At 54.6% G+C, this 21,010-nt stretch carries 11 protein-coding genes and 2 pseudogenes; 7 read left to right on the top strand and 6 right to left on the bottom strand.

Going from position 1 to position 21,010, the window contains the following annotated elements; all coding sequences use genetic code 11:
• The first annotated feature begins 100 nt into the window (after positions 1–100).
• Positions 101–1,036, top strand: a complete 936-nt coding sequence (locus tag FGK63_RS21190) for an IS110 family RNA-guided transposase (RefSeq protein WP_138841216.1) — start codon at positions 101–103, stop codon at positions 1,034–1,036.
• 207 nt (positions 1,037–1,243) lie between these two features.
• Here the strand turns inward: FGK63_RS21190 and FGK63_RS08040 are convergent, their stop codons facing one another.
• Positions 1,244–3,472: a glycosyltransferase gene (locus FGK63_RS08040; protein ID WP_138841089.1), complete on the bottom strand. Its 2,229-nt coding sequence runs from the start codon at positions 3,470–3,472 to the stop codon at positions 1,244–1,246.
• A complete protein-coding gene (locus FGK63_RS08035; protein WP_218961117.1) occupies positions 3,469–5,538 on the bottom strand; it encodes a class I SAM-dependent methyltransferase in 2,070 nt (689 codons plus the stop codon). The genes FGK63_RS08040 and FGK63_RS08035 overlap by 4 nt, the downstream gene beginning before the upstream one ends.
• Before the next feature lie 311 nt (positions 5,539–5,849).
• On the opposite strand from FGK63_RS08035, the gene FGK63_RS08030 reads away from it, so the two are divergent.
• Both FGK63_RS08030 and FGK63_RS08025 read left to right on the top strand, forming a co-directional pair.
• Positions 5,850–6,845 carry a hypothetical protein gene (locus tag FGK63_RS08030; RefSeq protein ID WP_138841087.1) on the top strand — a complete coding sequence of 332 codons (996 nt, stop codon included), beginning with the start codon at positions 5,850–5,852 and terminating at the stop codon, positions 6,843–6,845.
• Positions 6,842–7,966, top strand: a complete 1,125-nt coding sequence (locus FGK63_RS08025) for a hypothetical protein (RefSeq protein WP_138841086.1) — start codon at positions 6,842–6,844, stop codon at positions 7,964–7,966. The genes FGK63_RS08030 and FGK63_RS08025 overlap by 4 nt, the downstream gene beginning before the upstream one ends.
• Before the next feature lie 567 nt (positions 7,967–8,533).
• Here FGK63_RS08025 and FGK63_RS20945 read toward each other — a convergent pair.
• From FGK63_RS20945 to FGK63_RS08010, 3 genes and pseudogenes are all read right to left on the bottom strand, one after another.
• A pseudogene (locus tag FGK63_RS20945) lies at positions 8,534–8,686 on the bottom strand (IS5/IS1182 family transposase); the annotation flags it as partial.
• 46 nt (positions 8,687–8,732) lie between these two features.
• Entirely contained in the window at positions 8,733–10,514 is a 1,782-nt protein-coding gene (locus tag FGK63_RS08015; RefSeq protein ID WP_138841085.1) for a DUF4422 domain-containing protein, read from the bottom strand.
• Between the two features lie 263 nt (positions 10,515–10,777).
• Positions 10,778–13,501 (bottom strand): glycosyltransferase, encoded by a 2,724-nt coding sequence (locus tag FGK63_RS08010; protein WP_171052597.1) that lies wholly within the window; start codon positions 13,499–13,501, stop codon positions 10,778–10,780.
• Between the two features lie 499 nt (positions 13,502–14,000).
• Here FGK63_RS08010 and FGK63_RS08005 point away from each other — a divergent pair, with 499 nt between their 5' ends.
• Positions 14,001–15,293, top strand: coding sequence for a hypothetical protein (locus tag FGK63_RS08005; RefSeq protein ID WP_138841083.1), 1,293 nt, complete (start codon positions 14,001–14,003; stop codon positions 15,291–15,293).
• Between the two features lie 674 nt (positions 15,294–15,967).
• On the opposite strand, the pseudogene FGK63_RS21015 reads toward FGK63_RS08005, so the two are convergent.
• Positions 15,968–16,188 (bottom strand): annotated as a pseudogene (locus tag FGK63_RS21015) (transposase); the annotation flags it as partial.
• Positions 16,189–16,497: 309 nt separating this feature from the next.
• Between FGK63_RS21015 and mtnA the strand changes: the two are divergent.
• The 3 genes from mtnA to FGK63_RS07985 all read left to right on the top strand — a co-directional run bounded on the left by mtnA (position 16,498) and on the right by FGK63_RS07985 (position 21,006).
• Complete coding sequence (mtnA, locus tag FGK63_RS07995; protein ID WP_138841081.1) at positions 16,498–17,601, top strand: S-methyl-5-thioribose-1-phosphate isomerase; 1,104 nt, start codon at positions 16,498–16,500, stop codon at positions 17,599–17,601.
• Entirely contained in the window at positions 17,601–19,637 is a 2,037-nt protein-coding gene (locus FGK63_RS07990) for a bifunctional aldolase/short-chain dehydrogenase (RefSeq protein WP_171052596.1), read from the top strand. Before mtnA ends, FGK63_RS07990 begins: the two co-directional genes overlap by 1 nt.
• Before the next feature lie 385 nt (positions 19,638–20,022).
• Complete coding sequence (locus tag FGK63_RS07985; protein ID WP_138841080.1) at positions 20,023–21,006, top strand: AAA family ATPase; 984 nt, start codon at positions 20,023–20,025, stop codon at positions 21,004–21,006.
• Positions 21,007–21,010: the final 4 nt, after the last annotated feature.

The following is a 21,010-nucleotide window of genomic DNA, read 5'->3' as shown; positions in this document are numbered from 1 at the left end:
GCCAGCACCGTCTCTCTTTATCGTCTCGAACAGTTGAAAGCGGCCGATCAGGACCGCGGAGCAGAAGGAAGAGAGCATGAATATGGTAGCATAAGGGCAGATTATCGGAATAGATGTCTCGCGCGATTGGCTGGACATCCATTGCCTGCCCGACGGCCATCGGCTTCGATTTCCGAATACGGCTGAAGGTCACGCGCGACTGACAGATGTCGCCACTGAAAGGCGTGCTTTGGTTTGCTTTGAATCCACAGGTGGGCAGGAGTGGCGACTATGGGCGGCCCTGGACACAGCAGGTATCCGCACCCGGCAATTGCCGCCCGCACAGATCAAGGCCTTCGCTGCCAGCTGTGGCACACGCGCCAAAACGGATCGGATCGATGCCGAACTGATTGTCCGCTTCATGGCCTTCCGCCCGGAGGCCGGGCGGTGTCTTCCACATGAGAAGTTACGCCTTCTCAGGGCCTTGACTTCAAAGCGTGGACAGCTTGTCGAAACACGCAAACGGCTCCTTGCGCAAATCAAAGCACATGGAAAGCTCGGAACAGCCGACCTCTTTGATGACATGAACGATGCCCTCAAAACGCTCCTCGATGGCCAGATTGCCGAACTGGAAATGCGAATGGACCGGGTTATCGCGGCCGATGTTGAGTTGGCTGAGACCGCGAAAATCCTGCGCTCCATTCCGGGGATCGGCCCGGTATCCAGTACGATGCTGATCGCCGAGATGCCCGAACTCGGCCAGATCTCTGGCGAACAGCAGGCCGCCTTGACCGGGCTCGCGCCAATCGCCCATGACAGTGGGACCTTGCGCGGGAAACGAGCCATTGGCGGTGGACGACGCTTGTTGCGTCATGTGATGTTCCAGGCCGCGCTGGTTGCGGCTCATCACAACCCGGCTCTGAAAGTCTTCGCTGATCGCCTCCGCGCGGCTGGAAAACCGCACAAAGCCATTATCACCGCCGTTGCCCGAAAACTCGTCACAATGGCAAATGCTCTGTGCAAATCCCGCCAATGTTGGGGTTCTCAACGCGTATGAGGAATACAGTTGCTAAGTTCCCGGGGTTATTGAGAAAATGAGATTGGTCGGAAGCGGTTTGGCAGCACCCTCTGGGAAACTGACCCATTTTGCGCTGGGATTGTCACCTAATTGCTCCAAAATTTGAGGAAGAAGGCGTCCAAAATGAGAAATTCGTTTAATCGATTTCAATGCAGCCGGGTTCGCCCAGATTGATCTCGCAGCGCTTTATTCGAACGTTCTTGTTCGTCGCATGCGAAGGTAGGCGCTCCTCGCGTTGGACATTTCCTCGCGCGACCATCCCTTGACGCTCGGATCCTGCAAAAGACAGTCCGGGAAATCCAGCATGTCGACAATATGCCCCAGTCGGACCCCGGAATCGTGCGTTAATTCGGCAGGCGACCCTGTTTTCAAGAAATCATGGTAGATTTCCCAGAACATGGCAGCCTGTGCCAGTTCGCGATGCCGTGCACCTGCCTCGGGAAGCTTGAACATCAAGGAAAGAAATGCATGAATCGAATTGATCCGGGCGTCGGAAGATCGCGAATACGACAAGTGCCGGGTCGAAGTGCGATCCCGAATCCAGCGATATGTAATCTTCTTGGTTAGTGAGATCGAGCGACTTGCTGCAAACAACTGTTGATTGAACAGCCGGTCTTCACCCAGAAGAAGCGTTTCATCGAACCGAATTCCCGTTTCTTCAAGGTATTTCCGATCAATCAGCATGTTCCAAGACGTATAAAGAAATACAAGGCTCGGCATTGCCGCATACGTTACGCCGTTTATGTCCGGCTGGTGATACTGGTCGAAAGTATTGGGCGAACTGTCACCATTTTCGAAGCAAAACATATGTGAACCACGGACTACTTCGGATCGATTTCGAAGCGAAAGATCCAAGAGATATTGCAGCGCATCTGGAGTCAGTTCGTCATCGGCATCGGCGAACAGGAGAAATTTTCCGTTGGAGGCCTCCATACCCTGATTGCGCCGCGCAGAAGGGCCGCGGCTATCGGTGTTGTCCCACAGAATGAACCTGGAGTCCTTCCTTGCAAAATCGGAAACGATCTCTCCGGATTCGTCGTCGGAGCCATCATCGACCAAGTGCACCTCAAAACTTGGCTCATTCTGTTCGGATAGAGTGCGCAAAAACCTACCGATCCGCTCCCTTTCGTTTCTGAACGCCACAATGACCGATACGATTGGCTCGTTGCCGACAATCGGAGGGGCCGCGATCAGCCGTCCTTCTTCCGGGCATTTCTGTTGAGATTGCGCGGAAAACTGCTGCGAAATCTGGGCCCGTATTTCGTTCATGGACCGTTCAAGTTTCGTCAACGCGTCCCACGTGAATGGGTGGGTGTCGGTGTCATCGAACGGCTCCGGATGGGGAAGATTGGCGTTTTCGCGATCCATCACATAAACTGAGAGGTTCTCGTAGCGGGTAACGAGAACGGGGGCGTTCCAACCCGGAATGCGCTCAAGCATGTTATGCAGCGGCTCATGAAAATAAATGATGCTGCTCTTGGGCACGGGGTGATCATAGCCTGAAACCACGATTCGCTGGGAGGCGCAGGAGACAAGGGTGTCGATCAGTGCTTTCGCGGCTTTTTGACTGGGCGCATGAATGAGAACTTCGAAACAGATCGCTGCGTCGGCAACCGGCCCGGCAGAAGCGTCTACCGGAGCTAGCTGGAAGGACCAGTCCGGCCGTTTCTGTCGTGCAATTTCCAGCGCCTGTGGCGCTTCATCGACGCCAAGATAGCTGCGAAAGGAAAGGAAACGGCAAACCTCGAGGTCCCCGCAGCCAAGATCTACGACTGACAAATTGTGAGCGACCACGTACCGGTTCAGGACCTCGCGCTTGATGGTCTGGTAGATGCCACGGGAGCCCACTCCGCTGCCAAGTTGCGGGTTGGACCGGTAGCGATAATCCCAGAAATAGCCGTTCCGGTGGTGCCTACGGATGGTTTCGCGCAATTCGGCGAACACAGCGTCGTTGATATCGGGAAAGACGTGCCGATCGGGTTGCGAGGACGCGCCGAGCCTTGCCTGCAAGGGAAAAATGTCTGCAGGCGGCGGTGTCTCAGGAGACTCCTGGCCTCGGGTGATACAGACCGCACGGCGTGATCCGTCAGAAATCGTGAATGAATGCTCTATCGTCAACTCTTGGCACGCGAGCACGATAGGCGCACCCCGGATCAGAAATCCACCTTCGGGAGAAATATCGTCGACGCCCAGCGATGGAATCTCGACAATAGAAATTTCCATTTCTTTCGCGAGCGACCAGTTCGCCCGCGCATCATGTGCAACCGCCGGATCAGGAATGACAACCTCGATCTTACTCAACTCGTTGCCCAGGAGTCTCTGCAGCGCTATCAGGCTGACCGTCGCCAAATAGAGATCCCCTGTTCCTTCAGTGATCTCGTAACTTACCAGTACAGGGCAGGCAATTTCGGTCATTTGCCGCTCTTATTGCCTCTGATGCGTAAACGGACGGATTGCTCAAATCTGCGCAGAAACTCCGGGGTGCGCTTTCGTTTCTTCCTTTGCGCCAGTTTCCGGCCAACTTTGACCGCCTCTACCGTTACCACGTCGGTTGGATGCCCGTAAGGCAAAGGCAAGTGCTTCACAGAAGTTGCTAAAAGAGAATGATTTTCCAACAAGTTGACTATGTCGCCGCACGACAGGGATTTTCCCTCGTCCTGACAAACAACAGAGCTTGAGCGTTTTCTTGTCGGAAGTGCAACAAAAACAGTCCCGCCCGGCTTCAACAAGCTGGAAACCCGTTCAATGAGCCCTGCATTGATCGTCCGCGCATCGACATCCGGCAACACGACAATAAAATCGAACTGCTCAATGTTTCTTTGATCTGCATCGGTGGAAGTGGTCGCAGCATCGCTTTCCAGGATACCTGCATTGACGGCTGTGCCGTCCGTGGCGGACTGGTTCGACGCGAAACGAATGGCACCTCGCAAGTCAAGGGCAGCCTCAAAAACACTGTGGTTAGCCTTACCGGCGAACAAGCAGATCCGACAGCCGTGCAACTGTTCCGGAAGGCGTTTCAGTATACGGATCTCCGCCGCGCATCCAGCGTCGGGCGACCACCTGTCCACAGTCCTCTTTCCATCCAGCCAAGCATACAACCGCTCGACGCCGGAACCGAGCAGTCGGGTCGCATCGGTTACCTCGCGCTTGGAAAACGCGAGAATAGCCCTGCGGCCGGCAAAGACGCCCAGTTCGAGCATGTCTTGAAACATTCCGGTTCCTGCAAGGGCACTCGCCGCGTCAACTTGCGCGGCACCTTCGGCGTTCCAGATCGGGTCGCTTGGCGGCTCCGCCAGTACCAGCAGTCGGTTGGCCGTCAAGTCACCCAGTAGTTTGGCAGCGTCTTCCGGATTGCCAATGTCCTCCACGAATCCGCGAAAATCGAGACAGAGGACAAGTTCTGCCCGATCGTCTGCCTCAGGCAAGGCCTCGATGAACAGGGCATCGATCCCCCGTCTTCTTGCGAGCCCAATTTGCGTCGGGCGCGTATCGAAGCCGCGGTAGTACTTCAGGTCCAACCCCTCGACGTGGCGGGCTGTTGCACATCTTACATCTAGTACTGTCTCGGCCGTGCTTATCCCTGCCGCTTTCAACAACGTATGCAATTGCGCAGCGTTTTCCGTGGTCATCGAAAAGTCCTTCTCCAGCGGCCGCCAGCTATTGAAAGGCTTATTTTTCGCACAGTCCTTATCAATACCAAGACCGCGGGCATCGAGACAGGCGTTGACCTTAGCCGATACGATGTCCACTACCCGGATCCCGTTCAGGCCGAGCATACCGTCTTCGCCCAGGTTGTTGTGAAAGTGGATCGCGTGGGGCCTCTCGACAGATTTCAATCTTGCAGCAGGGTACCGCACATGTATCGGAAAGTTGAATCTTTCATCAAGTGTGTGGGCGTGTATGGCTAGTTCCCGCATTGCGAAATAGAAGGAAATCTGGTCGACATGCCATAGAAAGTCGCCCAGGATTTCTCTGGCCTTGCCGCTTTCCAGCAGACGTGTAGCCCATTCCTGCCAGACCGAACCGAACTCTTTCAGAAGGGGCACAGGAAGCCCGTAGACCCCGCCGTTGAAATAACCTTTAGGCATCGGTTCCATCGCGAGCGTATCGAACGCGAGCGGCGTGGGCGCCCCGATCTGAAAGTGCGTCATAAGACGGGACATGATCGCCAGAGGCGGATTGCAGAAATCGACCGTCTTTCCAAGTGCGAAACGCCCGCCATTTTCAAAGGCAATAGCGGCTTCATGCTTGATAGCAGGCAGGAAGCTGCCGGTCATGGCGATATCACAGTCGTTCATGATCAGAATATCGGCGTCGTACTCGGCTGGACTCAACGGCTGGGCAAGTTTGTTGCAGTGTTTTCCGTCGCCGAAGCGCTCAATTTCCACGATTTGGACTCCGAGCCGCGCTAGCGGCTCCAGAACCGCCAAATCCGGCTCGACGGTATGTACAAAGATCTGGTTGGGCTCGATCTTTTCCATTCCGAGCAAAGAGTTGGCCCAGATCAACGCTGCACGTTCAATGGCGTCGTTGCGGTCGACAACGCAAGTGAACGCTACTCTGGGGTCGCCTCGGCTCATTCTATCCCGAAATATTTCTTCTTTATTATCCATCACTTGAAGTGGTTTTGAGTAGTATGAAAAGCTTTCGGGCCAGCGTCGGCGGTGTCTTGCCACACATCTATTGAAGTAGCTGTAGGGGCTGTGTAGAGAGTTAGCAACCCTCAATGGGAACCATTCCGGCCACTCTCTCTTCCGGTTTTCGAGTGACGGACAGAAGTGCGGAGCGTTGAATGACGGGGCTGATCGTTGCCGGTTTTCACCGAAGTGGAACCTCGTCCGTGGCGCAGATGCTCGACAGCTACGGGATTTCGCTGGGGGACGAACTCATGGCTGGAAATGAATTCAACAAGTTCGGTCATTTCGAGAGCTGGCCGGTCGTTCGGTTTCACGATGAGGTTTTGGGCAGGATTGGCGCCGACTGGTCGACTCCGCTGAATGAGCCGATAACCCTGACCGACCTTGAGCGACAGTGGGTGCGCACCTACGTCGAAAAGCGAGAAACAGACAGCGGCGACTGGGCACTCAAGGACCCCCGAATGTGCCGTTTCATGCTTCAGTGGAAGGACGTCGCCCCCAAGCTGAAATTCCTGATTGTCTACCGCAGCGCGGCGGATTCCTGCCAATCCCTGAACCGGCGGTCGAACCTTCTTATGGCTCGCAGCGCAGATACCGACGCAATCTCGCGACGTTTCTACAACGAACCGGACTTGGCGCTGCGCCTCTGGATAGAGCACAATCGCGAGTTGATAGCGCTGCAGAAAGCCTTTCCGGAGGATTGTATGGTTTTGGGCCACCATCACATACTTGCTGGCTTTCCGATCGTACCTGCCATGGAGGATCAGTTTGGGATCAAACCGGCCAAGACGCCAGAGCGGGCCACGATCGATCCTGAAGCGCTCTCGAAAAAGACGCCTAACCTTCATGTGAAAAGCCAGGAGTTGATCGAAGAAGCGGTTCAAGTCTGGCGAGCGCTTGAAGCCGAAGACGTGGCAGTGGCTGAGGGGCGGCCGGGGATGAGTATCGCGCCAACCCTGACCCACGATCCGACCGGAAATCATGCGCGGGCAGAAATGGCGGAACTTCAGCTTTCTGAATTGTACCGCCAGTTGGCTCAGTACCGACAAGCGATCCCGCTCATAAGAAAAGCTTCCAAGCGACCCTTCAGCTTCTATTTCATGAACAAGAAAAAGTACCGAAATATCATAGAAAAGGTCTTGAACTCTTGATTTATGTCTTCACCACCTGTGCTCTCAACTATTTCCCGAATGCCCGAATTCTCGCGCATTCGCTGCGAAAGTACCTGCCCGAGGCACGGACGGTTTTTTGCATTACGGATGTGCCGCCGCCGGGCTTCGATGCCGTCGAGGAAGGTTTCGACGAGTATTGGACGTTGGAGGACCTGCGTCCGCAGATACCGGATCTCGAGCAGTGGGTTTTCCGCCACGACGTGATGGAACTGGCGACTGCGGCCAAGCCATTCGTGTTAAGCGCACTGCTTGAGCGCGAGGACTGCGACGCTGTGTTGTTTTTCGACCCCGACTGCGAACTGCACTCGGCCCTACCTGAAATCCAGAAAAGCGTTCGCGACCACTCCATCACGCTTACGCCACACAGTTGTATACCGCATACTGTGGAACCGTGGGTTTTTTTCGAGTTGAATCAACTCAAAGTTGGAGCGTTCAATCTTGGCTTTTTCGGTGTCAAGAACGATGAAGAGGGCCGGACATTCGCGCATTGGTGGCGACATAGGTTGAAGAACTACTGCGTCATCGACGAATCCCGCCATTTGTTCACCGATCAGAAGTGGATCGACCTGGTTCCAAGTTATTTCTCGTCCGTCAATGTACTGCGCAGCCCTACCTACAATGTTGCGCGCTGGAATTCCTTTCAGCGCAAGATCACGCGCGGAATCGAAGGCACGGTGCTTGTTGACGGTCAACCGCTGGATTTCATTCACTATTCCGGCTTCCTCAAAAAGGGCACCTATGTCCGTGGGCTCTACGATTCCAAATCTGCGGAATGGTGTGAGGATCTGCAGGTCATGGACGAATTGTCCGAGTCCTACGCCGAAAGGTTGGCTGAGGATCAGGCGAGACCCGAGCTTTCCGCCGCTTTCGGGTTCGGCACCTATGACGACGGTACACCTATCCCCGCCGATCATCGGGACGCCTTTCGCAAGTGGCCTAGCCTGCAAAGGGATTTCGCAAACCCATTCGCTGCCGGCGCAGAGTTGCGAAAAAAGATTGCGCAACTGCAGGCAACCGCTGGGGGCAAACCGAAAAGGAAATCTGGTAAGCCACGCTCGATACGGGACAAATTGAAAAAGTTGGTCGGAACAATATCCTAGGTTCAGGACTCGTAGACTTTGGATGGTGGTTGCGGAGAGCGGGATTTCCGTCGGGAAAACCATTTGGCATCTGTCATATGGTGTTACGACGGGTCTGATAGTGATTGAGAAAGTGGCGGAATTTCCTCCGTCTTTTGCGCTGTTAGCGAGGTGGCCTTCGAGGTGTAAGAAGGTGTTGGAGTTTGCCGACTTCAAATCATCGAACGTAGGCCTGGATTACGAATACCGATATGTCCCACACTGAGTCGCTTGAGAGGCAATACAAGGGAAAATTTCTGTGCGCCATTGCCGAGGCGGTCCGACAACTCATTGTGTTATTACGGAAGCCGAAATGGAAGGTGTGATCGGTGTCGGGCGGCGCGAACGGGCCTAGGGCCCGACGACCTACCGCTACGGGTATCGCGGCCGGCCGCTAGTCACCCGGTTCGGGACGTTGAACCTTCGGGTGCACAAGCTGCGGCACGTTTCTGGTATTCCGGGCTTTCTGGAACTGCGGCGAACGTACGAAAAGGCGCCAGTTACCGCGACTTTAAAGGGCCGGATCTGTCGCGTCTTCGCGCACCAGGTGGGCGCGTCTCTCGACCGTAATGCATTGCGATATTTAACGTTAAACCTACTCAACACGCGCCGCTCTTCGACACGTGGCTTGCCGTGAGACTTTGGGAAATTGAACTCAAGGCGAGCCAACCGCGCGTCGATCAGCCAGAAAGGATCAGAAATGTCACCGCTCGATTTTTTGCCGGTGAAGCATGCCGCCAACTCGAAATCAATTGGTCCTGGCCTTTCGCAACCTGCGGTTTTTAGCCACGACGCGATTTCGAATTAAAGTTAGGAGTTGGCGTTTCACTGTCTTGAGTTTCGTCTCTCGCCAAGCAGTTTCATTCCTGTGCAACCAGTACAATTCCTGCAATGGGTGCGGGCATTTTGTGTTCCACGGCTTTATTCGGTCGGTAAAATGAACGATCTTAGGATCCAATGCCGATTCCTGTGCTTCTTCCTCGCTATAATCGGGTTCCAATGAGTTTCCCGTGAAGATTCTTGTATTGGCATTCCAAGCGAGTGGAAGTGACGTAGTCTGGCCTGAGAAAATGATGTTCAACAGATCCTGGTCCTGAAGCGTGATCAAATCTCCATATTTCCGGAACGCTCGAAGAACTTCTTCAGTTATGTCAAACTGCCGAAGCGCATGCAGGTCGAGCACACAGACCCCCGCATTGAAATACCTGTGGGAAAGCGGCAATTGCAACCTGCGCGATTGAGATCGACCTCCCTCATCTGGTGCTCCGGCTATCGGGTTTCCATTCAGGGGAATGTCCCACAGTTTCCTTAGATCGGCACAGACGATAATGTCGGCATCCAGATAGATCGCTTTGGCAATGTTCGGCAATAGCTCGGGTGTGAGTAACCGGAAATAGGTTTGGAGCGAAATGTGTGAGCGATTCAGCGGAAGCCATCGCAGCTTCTTGTCGTCGACATCCACGACGTGCAATTCGGCGCCGAACTGGGAAACCGTCGCTTCAAGCTTGATACTGTCAGATTCACGCAGAGCGCGGCCATCCAAAAGGTGAAAACGCATATCCTGAGGGCGTTCCGATCTAACCAGCGCGGAGTGAATCGCCGCCGCAGCGTGCGGAGCATATTTGCTGTCCACCGCCATTACGATGTCGATGAAATCATCAGGCCCGTCGTCCTTCGGCTGAGCGACCTGCGCTATCCGCTTTTTGGCTTGCGCGATTTGCAGCAATTCATTGGTGCTGCATGGTGGAAGCTGACGTAGCACAACTGGCAGTTCACGCCGCGTCGCACCATGAACCGCCATCGCGTAATCGACGAAAGTCATCGTAAGACGCTCCGCCAAAAAACCCCACACACGTTTCTGGTATTCATCGTAACAGGAAACATCGATCTTCTTCTCGGCTTCGAAGAGTATTTTGAACAGCCACTCGCAATACTCTCGAAACAAAGAACGTTTCATCACCGTGATGTTGCCAAAAAAAGCAGTTCGGGAATTGAGCATGTTGATGAAGAAGGGACGCATATTCGGGCTCATTTCAGAAACGAGCCGTTCTACAATGTCCATGTCTTTCGAAAAATGTTCCCTCTTGTAAAATTCGTAGTTCGACATTGACACGTGAGACGCTCCACTCGGGTGGATAACGCAGGAATGCGCCGTCAATATATCTGCCGATGAACAGGCGTTGCGAATGCTGGCATCATTCCAACCGAATTTCGCAATCTCTCGATCGGTTACTTCAAAAAAGCTTTGAGTACGATGGGATTCCCTGGGTTTAAAATTCAACAACCTGCGATAATGCATAAGCCCGTAATAGTCAGCATCGACGTTTTTCCAAATCCAGTACAGGCCAGTTAGTTCACACCAATTTGGATTCCGATTTGAAATGGAATCTCCCACGTCATCTCGAATAGCAAAATCAAGCTTCTCTTTCGAAAGCGTCGCGCCAACGTGCAGCGGTCTCAGGTATTGAGAGCTGATAGTGGGGGAGTTTTTGTGATAGCAGACGCCGATGAAAATATCCGGTTTTTCCAACTTTAAGATCTTTCGTTTCCTATACGGCGCCGGATTTGTCAGTGTGCCAATTCATACTGATAACACTTACAGGAGATTGTCTTTCAAGAACCACACAACCCTCGAATTCTCTTGGTTGGCCATTCAAGGCCATTGAAGTTGGCGTCGGGTAAAACATTTGGATACGCATTCCGCCGTTTGTCGAACTATGGATATCGCAAGTAGGTTTGACAGCCGATTTTGCAGGTAAAGTGATACCCAGGCAGGTCACATGGTCAAACAAGTTAACGGATGTCATCAACGGTCGGCAGAACCTCGCCTGCGGCACGTTTTCGGAAAATTCGGTACAGCTCTTTGACGCGTTTTCTTTCGCCGGGCAATATTTTCAACAGGCGACGAAGGGTCTTCGGCGAACTCTCGAACTGTTCCGGGCCAAAAATGTCACGAGCGGCGCGCAATTCATACTGGTCAAAGAACTCCGGGCGGAGTTTGCTCAATGCCCAGTTGTGCATATAGAACTGAATTTCGAGAAAATAGTCATAGGCTTTTTCGTCCCATGCATCCGAGAGATAGTCCCGCATCATCTTCAGTATCGGGAAGTGGACGTTCAAACGGTCGTCGTCAGCTGCAACATCCTGACCCACTCTTTGTTGCCGGTAGAAAAGACAACACTCATCCAGATAGGGTACATCTTTCGAATTTATCAGAGCTTTGAATTGAAACGGAGCATCGTCGAAGCGAGGCAACGCGGTTTCAAATGTAATGCCGTACTGGTTCAAAAAGCGTCTACGATATAGTCGGCGCCAAATCGTAGGTTTCTCTAGGATCGCCGATTTCAGAGGCCGGTACGACAACGCGGATACCGTTGAATAGCATGTTTGGGCCTCCCTTGGGGTCTCATCATCGAATTGCCCATTTGGATAAGCATAGCTCCAACCGCCTTCAACCACGTTTTCCCCAGTGACCAACGCCAGATCGTAGAGCTTTTCAAGCATGGTCGGCGCCGTCCAGTCGTCGCTGTCGACGAATGTCACGTACTCGCCGCGAGCGGCTTCAAGGCCGGCCTGCCGAGCTGAAGCACACCCGCCATTTTCCTTGTGGAGAACACGAATGGTTGGATTCCGCTCGGCCCAGCCATCACAGATTTCACCAGAGCGATCAGGAGAGCCGTCATCGACCAAGATAATCTCTCTATCCTGCAGGGTCTGGTTGGAAAGTGATTCAACACAGGCGTCCAGGTACTCCTCAACCATGTACACTGGAACTACGACCGAAACTGCGGGCCCGGATGAGTTCTCCGGCTGGTAATTCAGCAAGCGGCCATCGTTCTGACGAAGTTGGCACCGTTTCTTTGCGAAGCGCCCCAACTTTTTCAAAAGTTTTGCTGGCTCGAACTGTATGGGATTGAAACAACCATACAGCACCTGGATCTCCAGATCCTCAAACTTGCCGATATCTTGGAAATGGTGCACCTCGCCGAGGGCGGCCCACGCAAACTTCCGATTTTCGGCCAGAGCACTCGAAACCAATTTTTCGACGTTTTCGAAGCAGCGCAAATTCGACAGCGCGTCTGTAATGCTTGAAAAAGCGTTCTGAGGTCCCGAGACCGCAAACACCGTCAGATCTGGCCGACTGCGAGCTAGGCGCACTGCGCGCATGATATCATGTTCGGCAAAAAAACCTGCATTCCCACACCAAGGAATTCTTGCAAATTCTGGTCCGTACTCTCGGTAATCCGAGAACGAAAATAGTTCGATCAATTTTGGCTCAGGTCCTGGTTTGTTCGCGCCGAAGAACCTCCACCCAATTTGCTGATGTTGACGCTTTCTCGCTTCCTTTTTCGTGCGTCGTAGAAACGACCACTCGCGCAGCTTTGCAAAGTTGTTCATCGGTTTTTTGTAGGAACGAAGGAACAAGTTGCACGAATCTCCGTCAAGGCTCGCCAGTCTTTTCACCCAGCTTTGAGGTACGTTGCGATAACATTCCGCCAGACGCAGGTCAAAATTCCCTTTGAGATCAATGTGAACCTCATTTCGACTCCATTCACAAATCCTAATGATCTGTTTCAATGCATACGCGCCGCACTCCACCGGAATATTGGCCACATCAGAGGATACGAGTGCATTTTCATAATTTTCGATGACGTCAAATCGCTGTCTGCTGCGATCCAGAGACAGGGATTTGGGGCGCCCGGCGCGATAGAACAACCCTTGGACGTTCACGACCCCAATCTTCTGGTTCAACGCCAAAGATTTTAGGTGAACGCCGACATCCTCAAATATCAAACCCTCGGGAAACCACAAATTGTTGGAAACAAAAAAGCTCTTCAGCCATATCCGTCCACATATTTTGGCCTCTGTGAAGAAAACCAGGGGTTCGGAAAACGGCCGAAAACTGCGTCGAAATGCGCCTGAAAGAATTACGTCCCAACTGGAGAAGTCGGTGAACATGTAGTCTTCAAGGCGGTCGGAAGCAAAGGTAGAAGTTCTGCCGAATACCTGAACACAATTCTCGTACTCGGCATGATCCACAAGACAGCGATAGAGATCTGGAGCGACGAAATCGTCGCTATCAAGAAAGGTAATGTATTTACCTGAAGAATGGGCGACCCCGACATTACGCGCCGCGGAAAGACCAGAATTCGGTATAGAAACAACTATAACGGGTATGTCTGTTTGCTGCAAAACCTCGATTGCTTTGGCAATCGTGGAGTCTGTGCCACCATCGTCGACAATGATCAGTTCCAGCGGGCAATGCACTGCATTCGCCATGACGGAAACGCATGCGTCCGCAACATAGTCTTCAACATTGTAGCATGGCATGATGACGCTCAACATGGCTGCAGTGTCATGATTTCTTGGGGCTGCGGCCTTGGCAGCCTCTGGCGAGGGGTAAGATAGATACCGGATGCCGCCGACATTCCTGGTGGCTGACGCAAACGTTGCCCGAATGTCATGCATAACTTGCAAATCCTCGTGTTTTCGAACGCCTTCGCCGGCTGGCAGCATGCATACCAGCAGCGTATAGACGAGCGATATTTGGATTGCAATGCAACCTGTTCCAAGTTCGTATCTCGGGAGCACATTTTTCTTGCATAAACAATAAAATAGTCGGAATTTTCGGAATGCTGTCTTGTAGAAAATTGTAGCCAACATCTCACAACGCGAAAGGGTCTTGCCACCAACGTTTCTCCTTCAGAAGGGGCATCGTTTCGCGTCGAACGTTTGAACCTCTCGAATCCGCTCCTTTTGAGTGTTGAAATGCCCTGGGCACCTAAATGCCGTCGGAATCGGTTTGCGCAAACAATTTGCCGGTGCGTTTTTTGCTGGTTGCAAACGAGAACCGGAATGTATTGGAGTTCCCGCCAAATAGCGTCGCCTTGTTGCGGCAGTTTCGGTCGATTTGGCTCCAGTCTCTTGTGCGGTTGGCTTCCCGCGAACGGCAAGCTACGTTGTGAGAAGTCGGGATAGATTAGAAATCTCAATAGTTCGCGGATCGACAAACTAAATGGCAACGAACAAGACCATTTTTCTGCACATCGGCTGTGAAAAAACCGGCTCGACTTCGCTTCAAGAGTTTCTCTGTGACAACGCAGAAGCTCTTGAAAGACAAGGATTTCACTACCCACGGGACGGAAAGCTACCGTATGTCGAAGGTTCAGGACACTTTCCGGTCGCCGGCGCCCTCTTGCCCGAGGCCTCGGTTCGCGAGTTTGTTTCAAAAGAAAAGGATCAACTCCGGGGTCTTGCACTAGATCAGCTGGTCGAAGATCTGAGGGTACGACCGGACAACGTGATCCTCTCTTGCGAACACTTTTCGTCGCGTGTCCGCCGCTCCGATGAGCTTTCAATGCTGAAGGATCTAATGCTTGGCACAGGAAAAGATGTTCGCATAGTGTGTTATATCCGGGATCCCATCAGCCTGGCGCGGGCGGCCTATTCCACCGGCATTCGCGTTGAGCGACGTTCCCCTTTGGACATTCGAGAAATCAATCCAGAGATATTCTACTTCAACGCGCTGGAAATATTGCGCCTATGGGCTGACGTCTTTGGCAAAAACAACCTAATTGTGAAGGAATACAATACAGAATTACTCGCAAACGGAGACATTTGCGAAGATTTTTGTCAGTCAATCGGTATCGACACACAGGGTTTTGCGGCCAGCAGCAGAAAAAACGCCTCTCTCGCTTCAAATCACTTAGAGATTCTGCGACGCGTGAACACCCACCTTCCGACACCAGGTGAGTCGTTGGAGGAGTGGCGCAGCACTCGACCGTTGAGAACTGCCTTGGCAAACCATGCACCAAAGTTGAGTGCCGAAAACCAACTCCACGAAGATCTGTCATGGGTGCTAAGTAGCTTCGAGACGGCCCACAGAGAAATTGAGCGATTTTTTCTGCCACAGGGGCTTTCGTCAAAGTGGTTTGACAGTGCGCCCGATGCGAGTGCGGAAACCAAAGAAACTGAATTGTCAAAGCCTGACCTGGAATTTTCGGATTCCGAGTTATTGGACGCTGCAGTTCTATGGATGATCAATTTGTCTCGCGCACTCGCCGAAGCCAAGGAACACGAAAAGTCTACTGAGCGAAGCTTGAACGCGCTCAAAGAGAGAGAAAAGAGCCTGGAGAGAGAGATCGTCATTTGCGAAAATAAGATTTCTCAGAAAAATAGCGAAATTGAGCAACTGAAAGCGGACACGAAAGAACTGCGAAAACAGCTGGAACATTCGAAAAGATACCCGTGGAAATACCTTCGCGAATCCTTTCGGCAACGGATTGAAGACCGGCAAGAACGGGGCTAATCGGGTCGTTGCAAGTACCTGATCGAAAGCTCGTTTATTCCCGACTCGGCAGTGTCAATGGGCGTTATTATTTGTGGATTGCTCCGTTTGCGGAAAGGTTGTTTTGATCTGACGTAAATGGTTGCAGAGTGCGGTCTTGTGTCCGGCCTTCGTGTACGGTGAAATCGACGGCTGGCTCTCCTGTGGTTGCCGCGAGTTGTACAAGATATTTCTGAGACATATGCGTGTGATCGGGTGAGGTCTTCTGTCAGGCCTCGATATCGGCAGTGCCTGTTGGTTTTCCTGGACGTGAGAAGCCCAGTTCGACCTTGTTCAGATAGACCCAATGATCGAGAAGCCGGTCAGCGAGCTCCGGGTCGCTGTCAACACGAATGCTCCGTGGCTTTCCTCTGTCGCGCGCCAACTGGTCCAATTCGTCGTTGACTTGGCAGGTCCGGAAGTTGGTCCTCGCAGGGGTCGCGGGGCCTCTGCCAAAAATAAGTCCACGATGGTCAGAATCTGGACCCGAATCTCAAGGCCGAGCAGCCCCGGTGCTCCGATATTTCAGGGATATTCCGACAATACCGGACAACTTCGCGGTGGCGGAAAGGCTCACCACTATTTTCTGAGCGTGTCCGTTCGCCAATGCAACTCGGACCATTAGCGTTCCATTGGTTCACTATCGATTTTTCGAGTGTCAGATCGGCGACCAGGCGCTTCAGTTGGTCGTTCTCTTCTTCACACTGCTTCAGCCGCCGTATCTCCGATACGCCCATCCCCGCATGGACCTTTCTCCAGCGATAGAATGTGACTTCGGCGATCGCCATCTTGCGACAAATATCCCGACAGTTGTGCCGGATTCAGACTGCCTCTGCGCAAAGGCAATCTGTTCCTCGCTCAATCGTTTCTTCGGCACTAGTATACTCCACTCCTGCCTGAAATCCTCCACTAGGCAATCAGCCTATTCTGCTCCAAAGGTGCTGACCGGATCGGATGGAATTCGCCGTTTTGGCAAATGCGGCATTTCGGATGGGCCTGCATGCACCCGGTCGTTTCTCTTTGACCCTCTTTTCAGGGACAAAGCGCTTGCAGATCAAATCCCTGTGCCTGATCCTATCGAGAACAGGAAGAGAAGGCCGACTTGACCAGTTTGCCCTGTCGGGGCCGGTGTTCTATCGGTCGCCCACGTTCCCGGCCTCACGGCCCAGCGGTCAGGAGACAGAATATGAAAGTGAATGGCACGCATTATCGCTCGATCTGGTTCGATCATGATCTGAGCGAAGTTCGGATCATCGATCAGCGCTGGTTGCCGCACCGGTTCGAGGTTGTTTCCCTGACCACTCTGGACGCCTTTGCCACCGCAATTCGCGACATGTGGGTGCGCGGGGCGCCGTTGATCGGGGCCACGGCGGCTTACGGAATGGCGATCGAAATGGCACGGGACGCCTCGGATGCCGCAATGAACCATGCTTGGGATAAACTGCACACGACACGGCCCACGGCGATCAATCTGAAATGGGCCTTGGACAGGTGTCGCGCCGCGCTGCTGCCTTTGCCGGTAGATGAACGGGCAGGGGCCGCGCTCCAGCTTGCGCACGAAATCGCGGACGAAGACGTGGAGATCAACCGAAATATCGGCCTCAACGGGTTGGAAATCATCCGGCAGATCGCCGCGAGGAAACCGGCCGGCGAGCCTGTTCGACTGTTGACCCATTGCAATGCGGGTTGGCCCGCGACAGTTGATTGGGGCACTGCCACAAGCCCGATGTATCATGCGTTCGAGGAAGGCATTCCGATACATGTCTGGGTCGATGAAACCCGACCGCGCAACCAGGGCGCGATGACCAGTTGGGAACTCGGCAGTCATGGGATCAGTCACAGCTACATCACCGACAATGCCGGCGGGCACCTGATGCAGCAGGGAATGGTGGATATGGTGATCACGGGCACCGACCGGACCACCGCGACCGGCGATGTCTGCAACAAGATCGGTACATATCTCAAGGCGCTGGCGGCTCGGGACAATGGCGTGCCGTTCTATGTCGCGTTGCCCTCTCCAACAATCGACTGGACGGTGCGGGACGGAGTGGCGGAGATCCCGATCGAGGATCGGCCCGAGCGCGAAGTGACATTCGCCTTGGGCAAGCTGACGGACGGAACCATCGGCGAGGTGCAGGTCGCGCCCGATGGCTCGCCCGGCGGCAACCCGGCCTTTGACGTGACCCCGGCGCGGCTTGTGACCGGGTTGATCACCGAGCGCGGAGTGGCCGAGGCGTCCGAGGCAGGCCTGGCAAAGATGTTCCCCGATTTGAAAGGCCGGGCGCAATAATGATTGAAAACCGATACAATGAAACAGACGCCCAGCACTGGATGGAACAGGCGGGCAGCGATCCTGCGGATCAGGAACTGGCACGTCGGGTTTATACCAGTCGGCTGATCGGCCAATGTCCCGATCTGGTCATGCATGGCGGCGGCAACACATCCGTGAAGCTCGAGCGCGAGAACCTGTTTGGCGAGGTCGAACAGGTTTTGCATGTGAAAGGGTCAGGGTGGGACCTGGATACGATCCTCGCGCCGGGCCTTCCCGGGCTGCGTCTGGAGCCACTACGCAGGCTGCGCCAGTTGGATCGACTGAGTGACGAGGACATGGTGAATGTCCAGCGTTGCAATCTTCTTGACAGTTCGTCGCCGAACCCGTCGATCGAAACGCTGCTGCATGCCTTCCTGCCGCATCGCTATGTGGACCATACCCACGCGACGCCGTTCCTGATCCTTGCCAACCTGCCCGATGCGGAGGGTGTCTGCCGAAAGATCTTTGGGGAACGGCTCGGCATCGTTCCGTACATAATGCCCGGTTTCGCTCTGGCGAAACGTGCCGCCGAAGTCTATGAGGCCGATCCTTCAGTGGAAGGGCTTCTGCTGTTGGGGCATGGGCATTTCGCGTTCGCCGAAACTGCCAGGGAAAGCTATGATCTGATCGTGGCGCACACCAACGAGGTAGCAGCCCATTTCGGGTTGCAGGGCGAGACGTCCTTGCGCGTACGGCATCCGGCATCGGAGCCTCATGTTCTACCTCTGCTGCGGGGTGCTATTGCCGATGTTTCCGGCGGACGCGACGATGCGATGCCGGTTTGCGATCTGCGAAACGCACCGGACGTGATGGAATTTCTGAAGCGGTCTGACCTAGCCGCGCTCGCAACAAGGGGAACCGCTTCGCCGGACCATGTCATACGGATCAAGGGCGCACCGCTTGTGCTGCCGAAAGCCGTCTGGAGCCAGGGATCGCAGGCCATTCAAGAGGCGGTCCGGGCCTTTGCGGACGAATATGCCGCGATGTTCGAAAGACAGGCGGCGCGTGCGGAAGAACCCAAGACCATGCTGCGACCGGATCCAAAGGTCGTTTGGATCGAGGATGTCGGCATCGTCGGGCTGGGCGCTGACGCAAAGGCCGCGAAAGTGGCCGCCGATCTGGCTGAACAGAACGCGCGGGTCCGCTCGGTCGGCGAGCATGCCGGCGGGTTTCATCCCATTAGAGAGGCCGACTTGTTCGACTTGGAATACTGGTCGCTGGAACAAGCCAAGCTCGGCAAAGGCGCGCCACCGCCTCTGCGCGGTCGGGTGGTGATGGTCACCGGCGGCGGCGGTACGATCGGCCGCGCCATCGTGCGGAAGTTCGCCTCATTGGGGGCCGACTGCGTATTGGTGGATCGGGATGCGGCGATGATCGAGGCCGCATTGAATGAAGTTGGCGGCACCCATGTTGGACATGTCTGCGATGTGACTAAACCGGGCGCTGCCGAGGTGGCCATGCGTGTAGCCTGCGAAAGCTACGGCGGGCTCGATATTCTGGTGTCCAATGCCGGCGCGGCCACGGCCGGCGCGCTGACCGAATTGAGTGACGCGGACATCCGGCAGGCGTTCGAACTGAACTTCTTTGCGCATCAGGCCTTCGCCTTGGCCGCCGCCAACCTGTTCCGAAAGCAAGGGCGGGGCGGGCAAATTCTGTTCAATCTGTCGAAGCAGGCGGTCAACCCGGGAAAGAATTTCGGGGCTTACGGTATGCCCAAGGCAACGACCATGTTCCTGATGCGTCAACTGGCATTGGAGCTTGGGGCGGAAGGCGTACGGGTGAACGGCGTCAATGCCGACCGGATCCGCTCGGGCCTGCTGACGGACGAATTCATCGTCAAACGCGCAAAGGCGCGTGAGGTCAGCGAAGCGGAGTACATGTCCGGCAACCTGCTTGGACGCGAGGTCGAAGCGCGCCACGTCGCCGAGGCTTTCGCCGCCTTGGCCAGCGCCGAACGAACGACGGCTCATGTCATGACGGTGGATGGTGGCAACATCGAAGCGGCGCTCAGATGAGCAATATGCGGGTAGTGTGATCTGATTGTAGCCGGGCGTTTGTTCAATTTTCGGATGTTGGAGTCTTTTGATGGCTGCGTCTTGTATGTGACGGGAAGCCGTTTTTGCGCGCTCAAACCGGTGATGGCTCGAACTCACAAGTCGTCCAGCACAAGGCGGACGATGCCCCCGGAAGCTCAGGTTGCAGAAACGCGTGCCTGCAATGTTCCGCTACCTGATCCTATCCGGGTTGCAGATCAGTTGGAAAACGGCCGATCCCTTGGTTTTTCAATTCATGATTTGATCACCGGGCGTGAAACAAAATTACCGGCTGGATCGATGCCGGTTCCCCGCTAGTATTGGTCTGCAACCGAGGCAGTGGCTGACCAAAGGGACGGGAACCATCATGAACTCGCGAGAGCAGATCGCGTTGCTGCGACAGCGCATTGGCGAATCCATCATCGGCCAGGAACACGTGATCGACCGGCTTGTGATCGGCTTGCTGGCCAACGGCAACCTTCTCATCGAAGGTCTGCCTGGACTGGCCAAGACGAGAGCGGTCAAGGCCATGTCGAAGAACTTGGAGGCGGATTTCAGCCGGATCCAGTTCACCCCCGATCTGCTTCCTTCTGACGTGACTGGCACCGAAGTCTATCACCAGGCGGGAGGCAGCGGCGAATTCAGGTTTGAACCGGGCCCGATCTTTGCCAACATCGTTCTGGCAGACGAGATCAACCGCGCCCCGGCCAAGGTGCAGGCGGCGCTGCTGGAAGCAATGGAAGAACGGCAGGTCACGGTCGCCGGTACGACCCACAGGATGCCGCCGCTTTTCATCGTCATGGCCACGCAGAACCCGATCGAGCAGGAAGGCACCTATCCGCTGCCCGAGGCGCAGATGGACCGCTTTCTCATGAAAGTGCTGATCGAATACCCTCCGGTCGAGGACGAGGTCGAAGTGATCCGCCTCGTTCGTGGCGAAGAACAGGGGAACAACTCGCCCAAGACGGATAACCCGGGCGACGATCCAGAAGTCCCGCAGCAGGCCGTGTTCGACGCGCGGGCCGAGATAGGTGGGTTGCATGTCGCCGATGCGATGGATCGCTACATGGCCGATCTGGTGCAGGCTACCCGGACGCCGGACGCGCTTGACGCCGATCTGGCCAGGTGGATCGAGATCGGGGCCTCGCCACGTGCGTCTCTGGCGCTCGACAAGTCCAGCCGCGCCCATGCGTGGCTTCAGGGGCGCGACTATGTCGATCCCGAAGATGTCCGCGCCATCGCCCATGACGTGCTGCGCCACCGGATCTCGCTGAGTTACGAGGCGCAGGGTGACGGGATGTCCAGCGACGGTGTGATCGACCGTATCCTGTCGCTGGTAGCCCTTCCCTGAGGCG

It is taken from the genome of Ruegeria sediminis, from assembly GCF_005938215.1.
In the GTDB taxonomy this organism is placed as follows: Bacteria; Pseudomonadota; Alphaproteobacteria; order Rhodobacterales; family Rhodobacteraceae; genus Ruegeria; species Ruegeria sediminis.
The sequence above is the reverse complement of the archived record's forward strand: the minus strand, read 5'-3'. Positions and strand labels throughout refer to the sequence as shown.

Bases quoted from the DNA above. Each gene is read 5' to 3' on its own strand.
- FGK63_RS08035 (WP_218961117.1), bottom strand. From the start codon at position 5,538: ATGGAAAAGATCGAGCCCAACCAGATCTTTGTACATACCGTCGAGCCG.
- FGK63_RS08040 (WP_138841089.1), bottom strand. From the start codon at position 3,472: ATGACCGAAATTGCCTGCCCTGTACTGGTAAGTTACGAGATCACTGAA.
- FGK63_RS08030 (WP_138841087.1), top strand. From the start codon at position 5,850: ATGACGGGGCTGATCGTTGCCGGTTTTCACCGAAGTGGAACCTCGTCC.
- mtnA (WP_138841081.1), top strand. From the start codon at position 16,498: ATGAAAGTGAATGGCACGCATTATCGCTCGATCTGGTTCGATCATGAT.
- FGK63_RS07985 (WP_138841080.1), top strand. From the start codon at position 20,023: ATGAACTCGCGAGAGCAGATCGCGTTGCTGCGACAGCGCATTGGCGAA.
- FGK63_RS07990 (WP_171052596.1), top strand. From the start codon at position 17,601: ATGATTGAAAACCGATACAATGAAACAGACGCCCAGCACTGGATGGAA.
- FGK63_RS08005 (WP_138841083.1), top strand. From the start codon at position 14,001: ATGGCAACGAACAAGACCATTTTTCTGCACATCGGCTGTGAAAAAACC.
- FGK63_RS08010 (WP_171052597.1), bottom strand. From the start codon at position 13,501: ATGCTGCCAGCCGGCGAAGGCGTTCGAAAACACGAGGATTTGCAAGTT.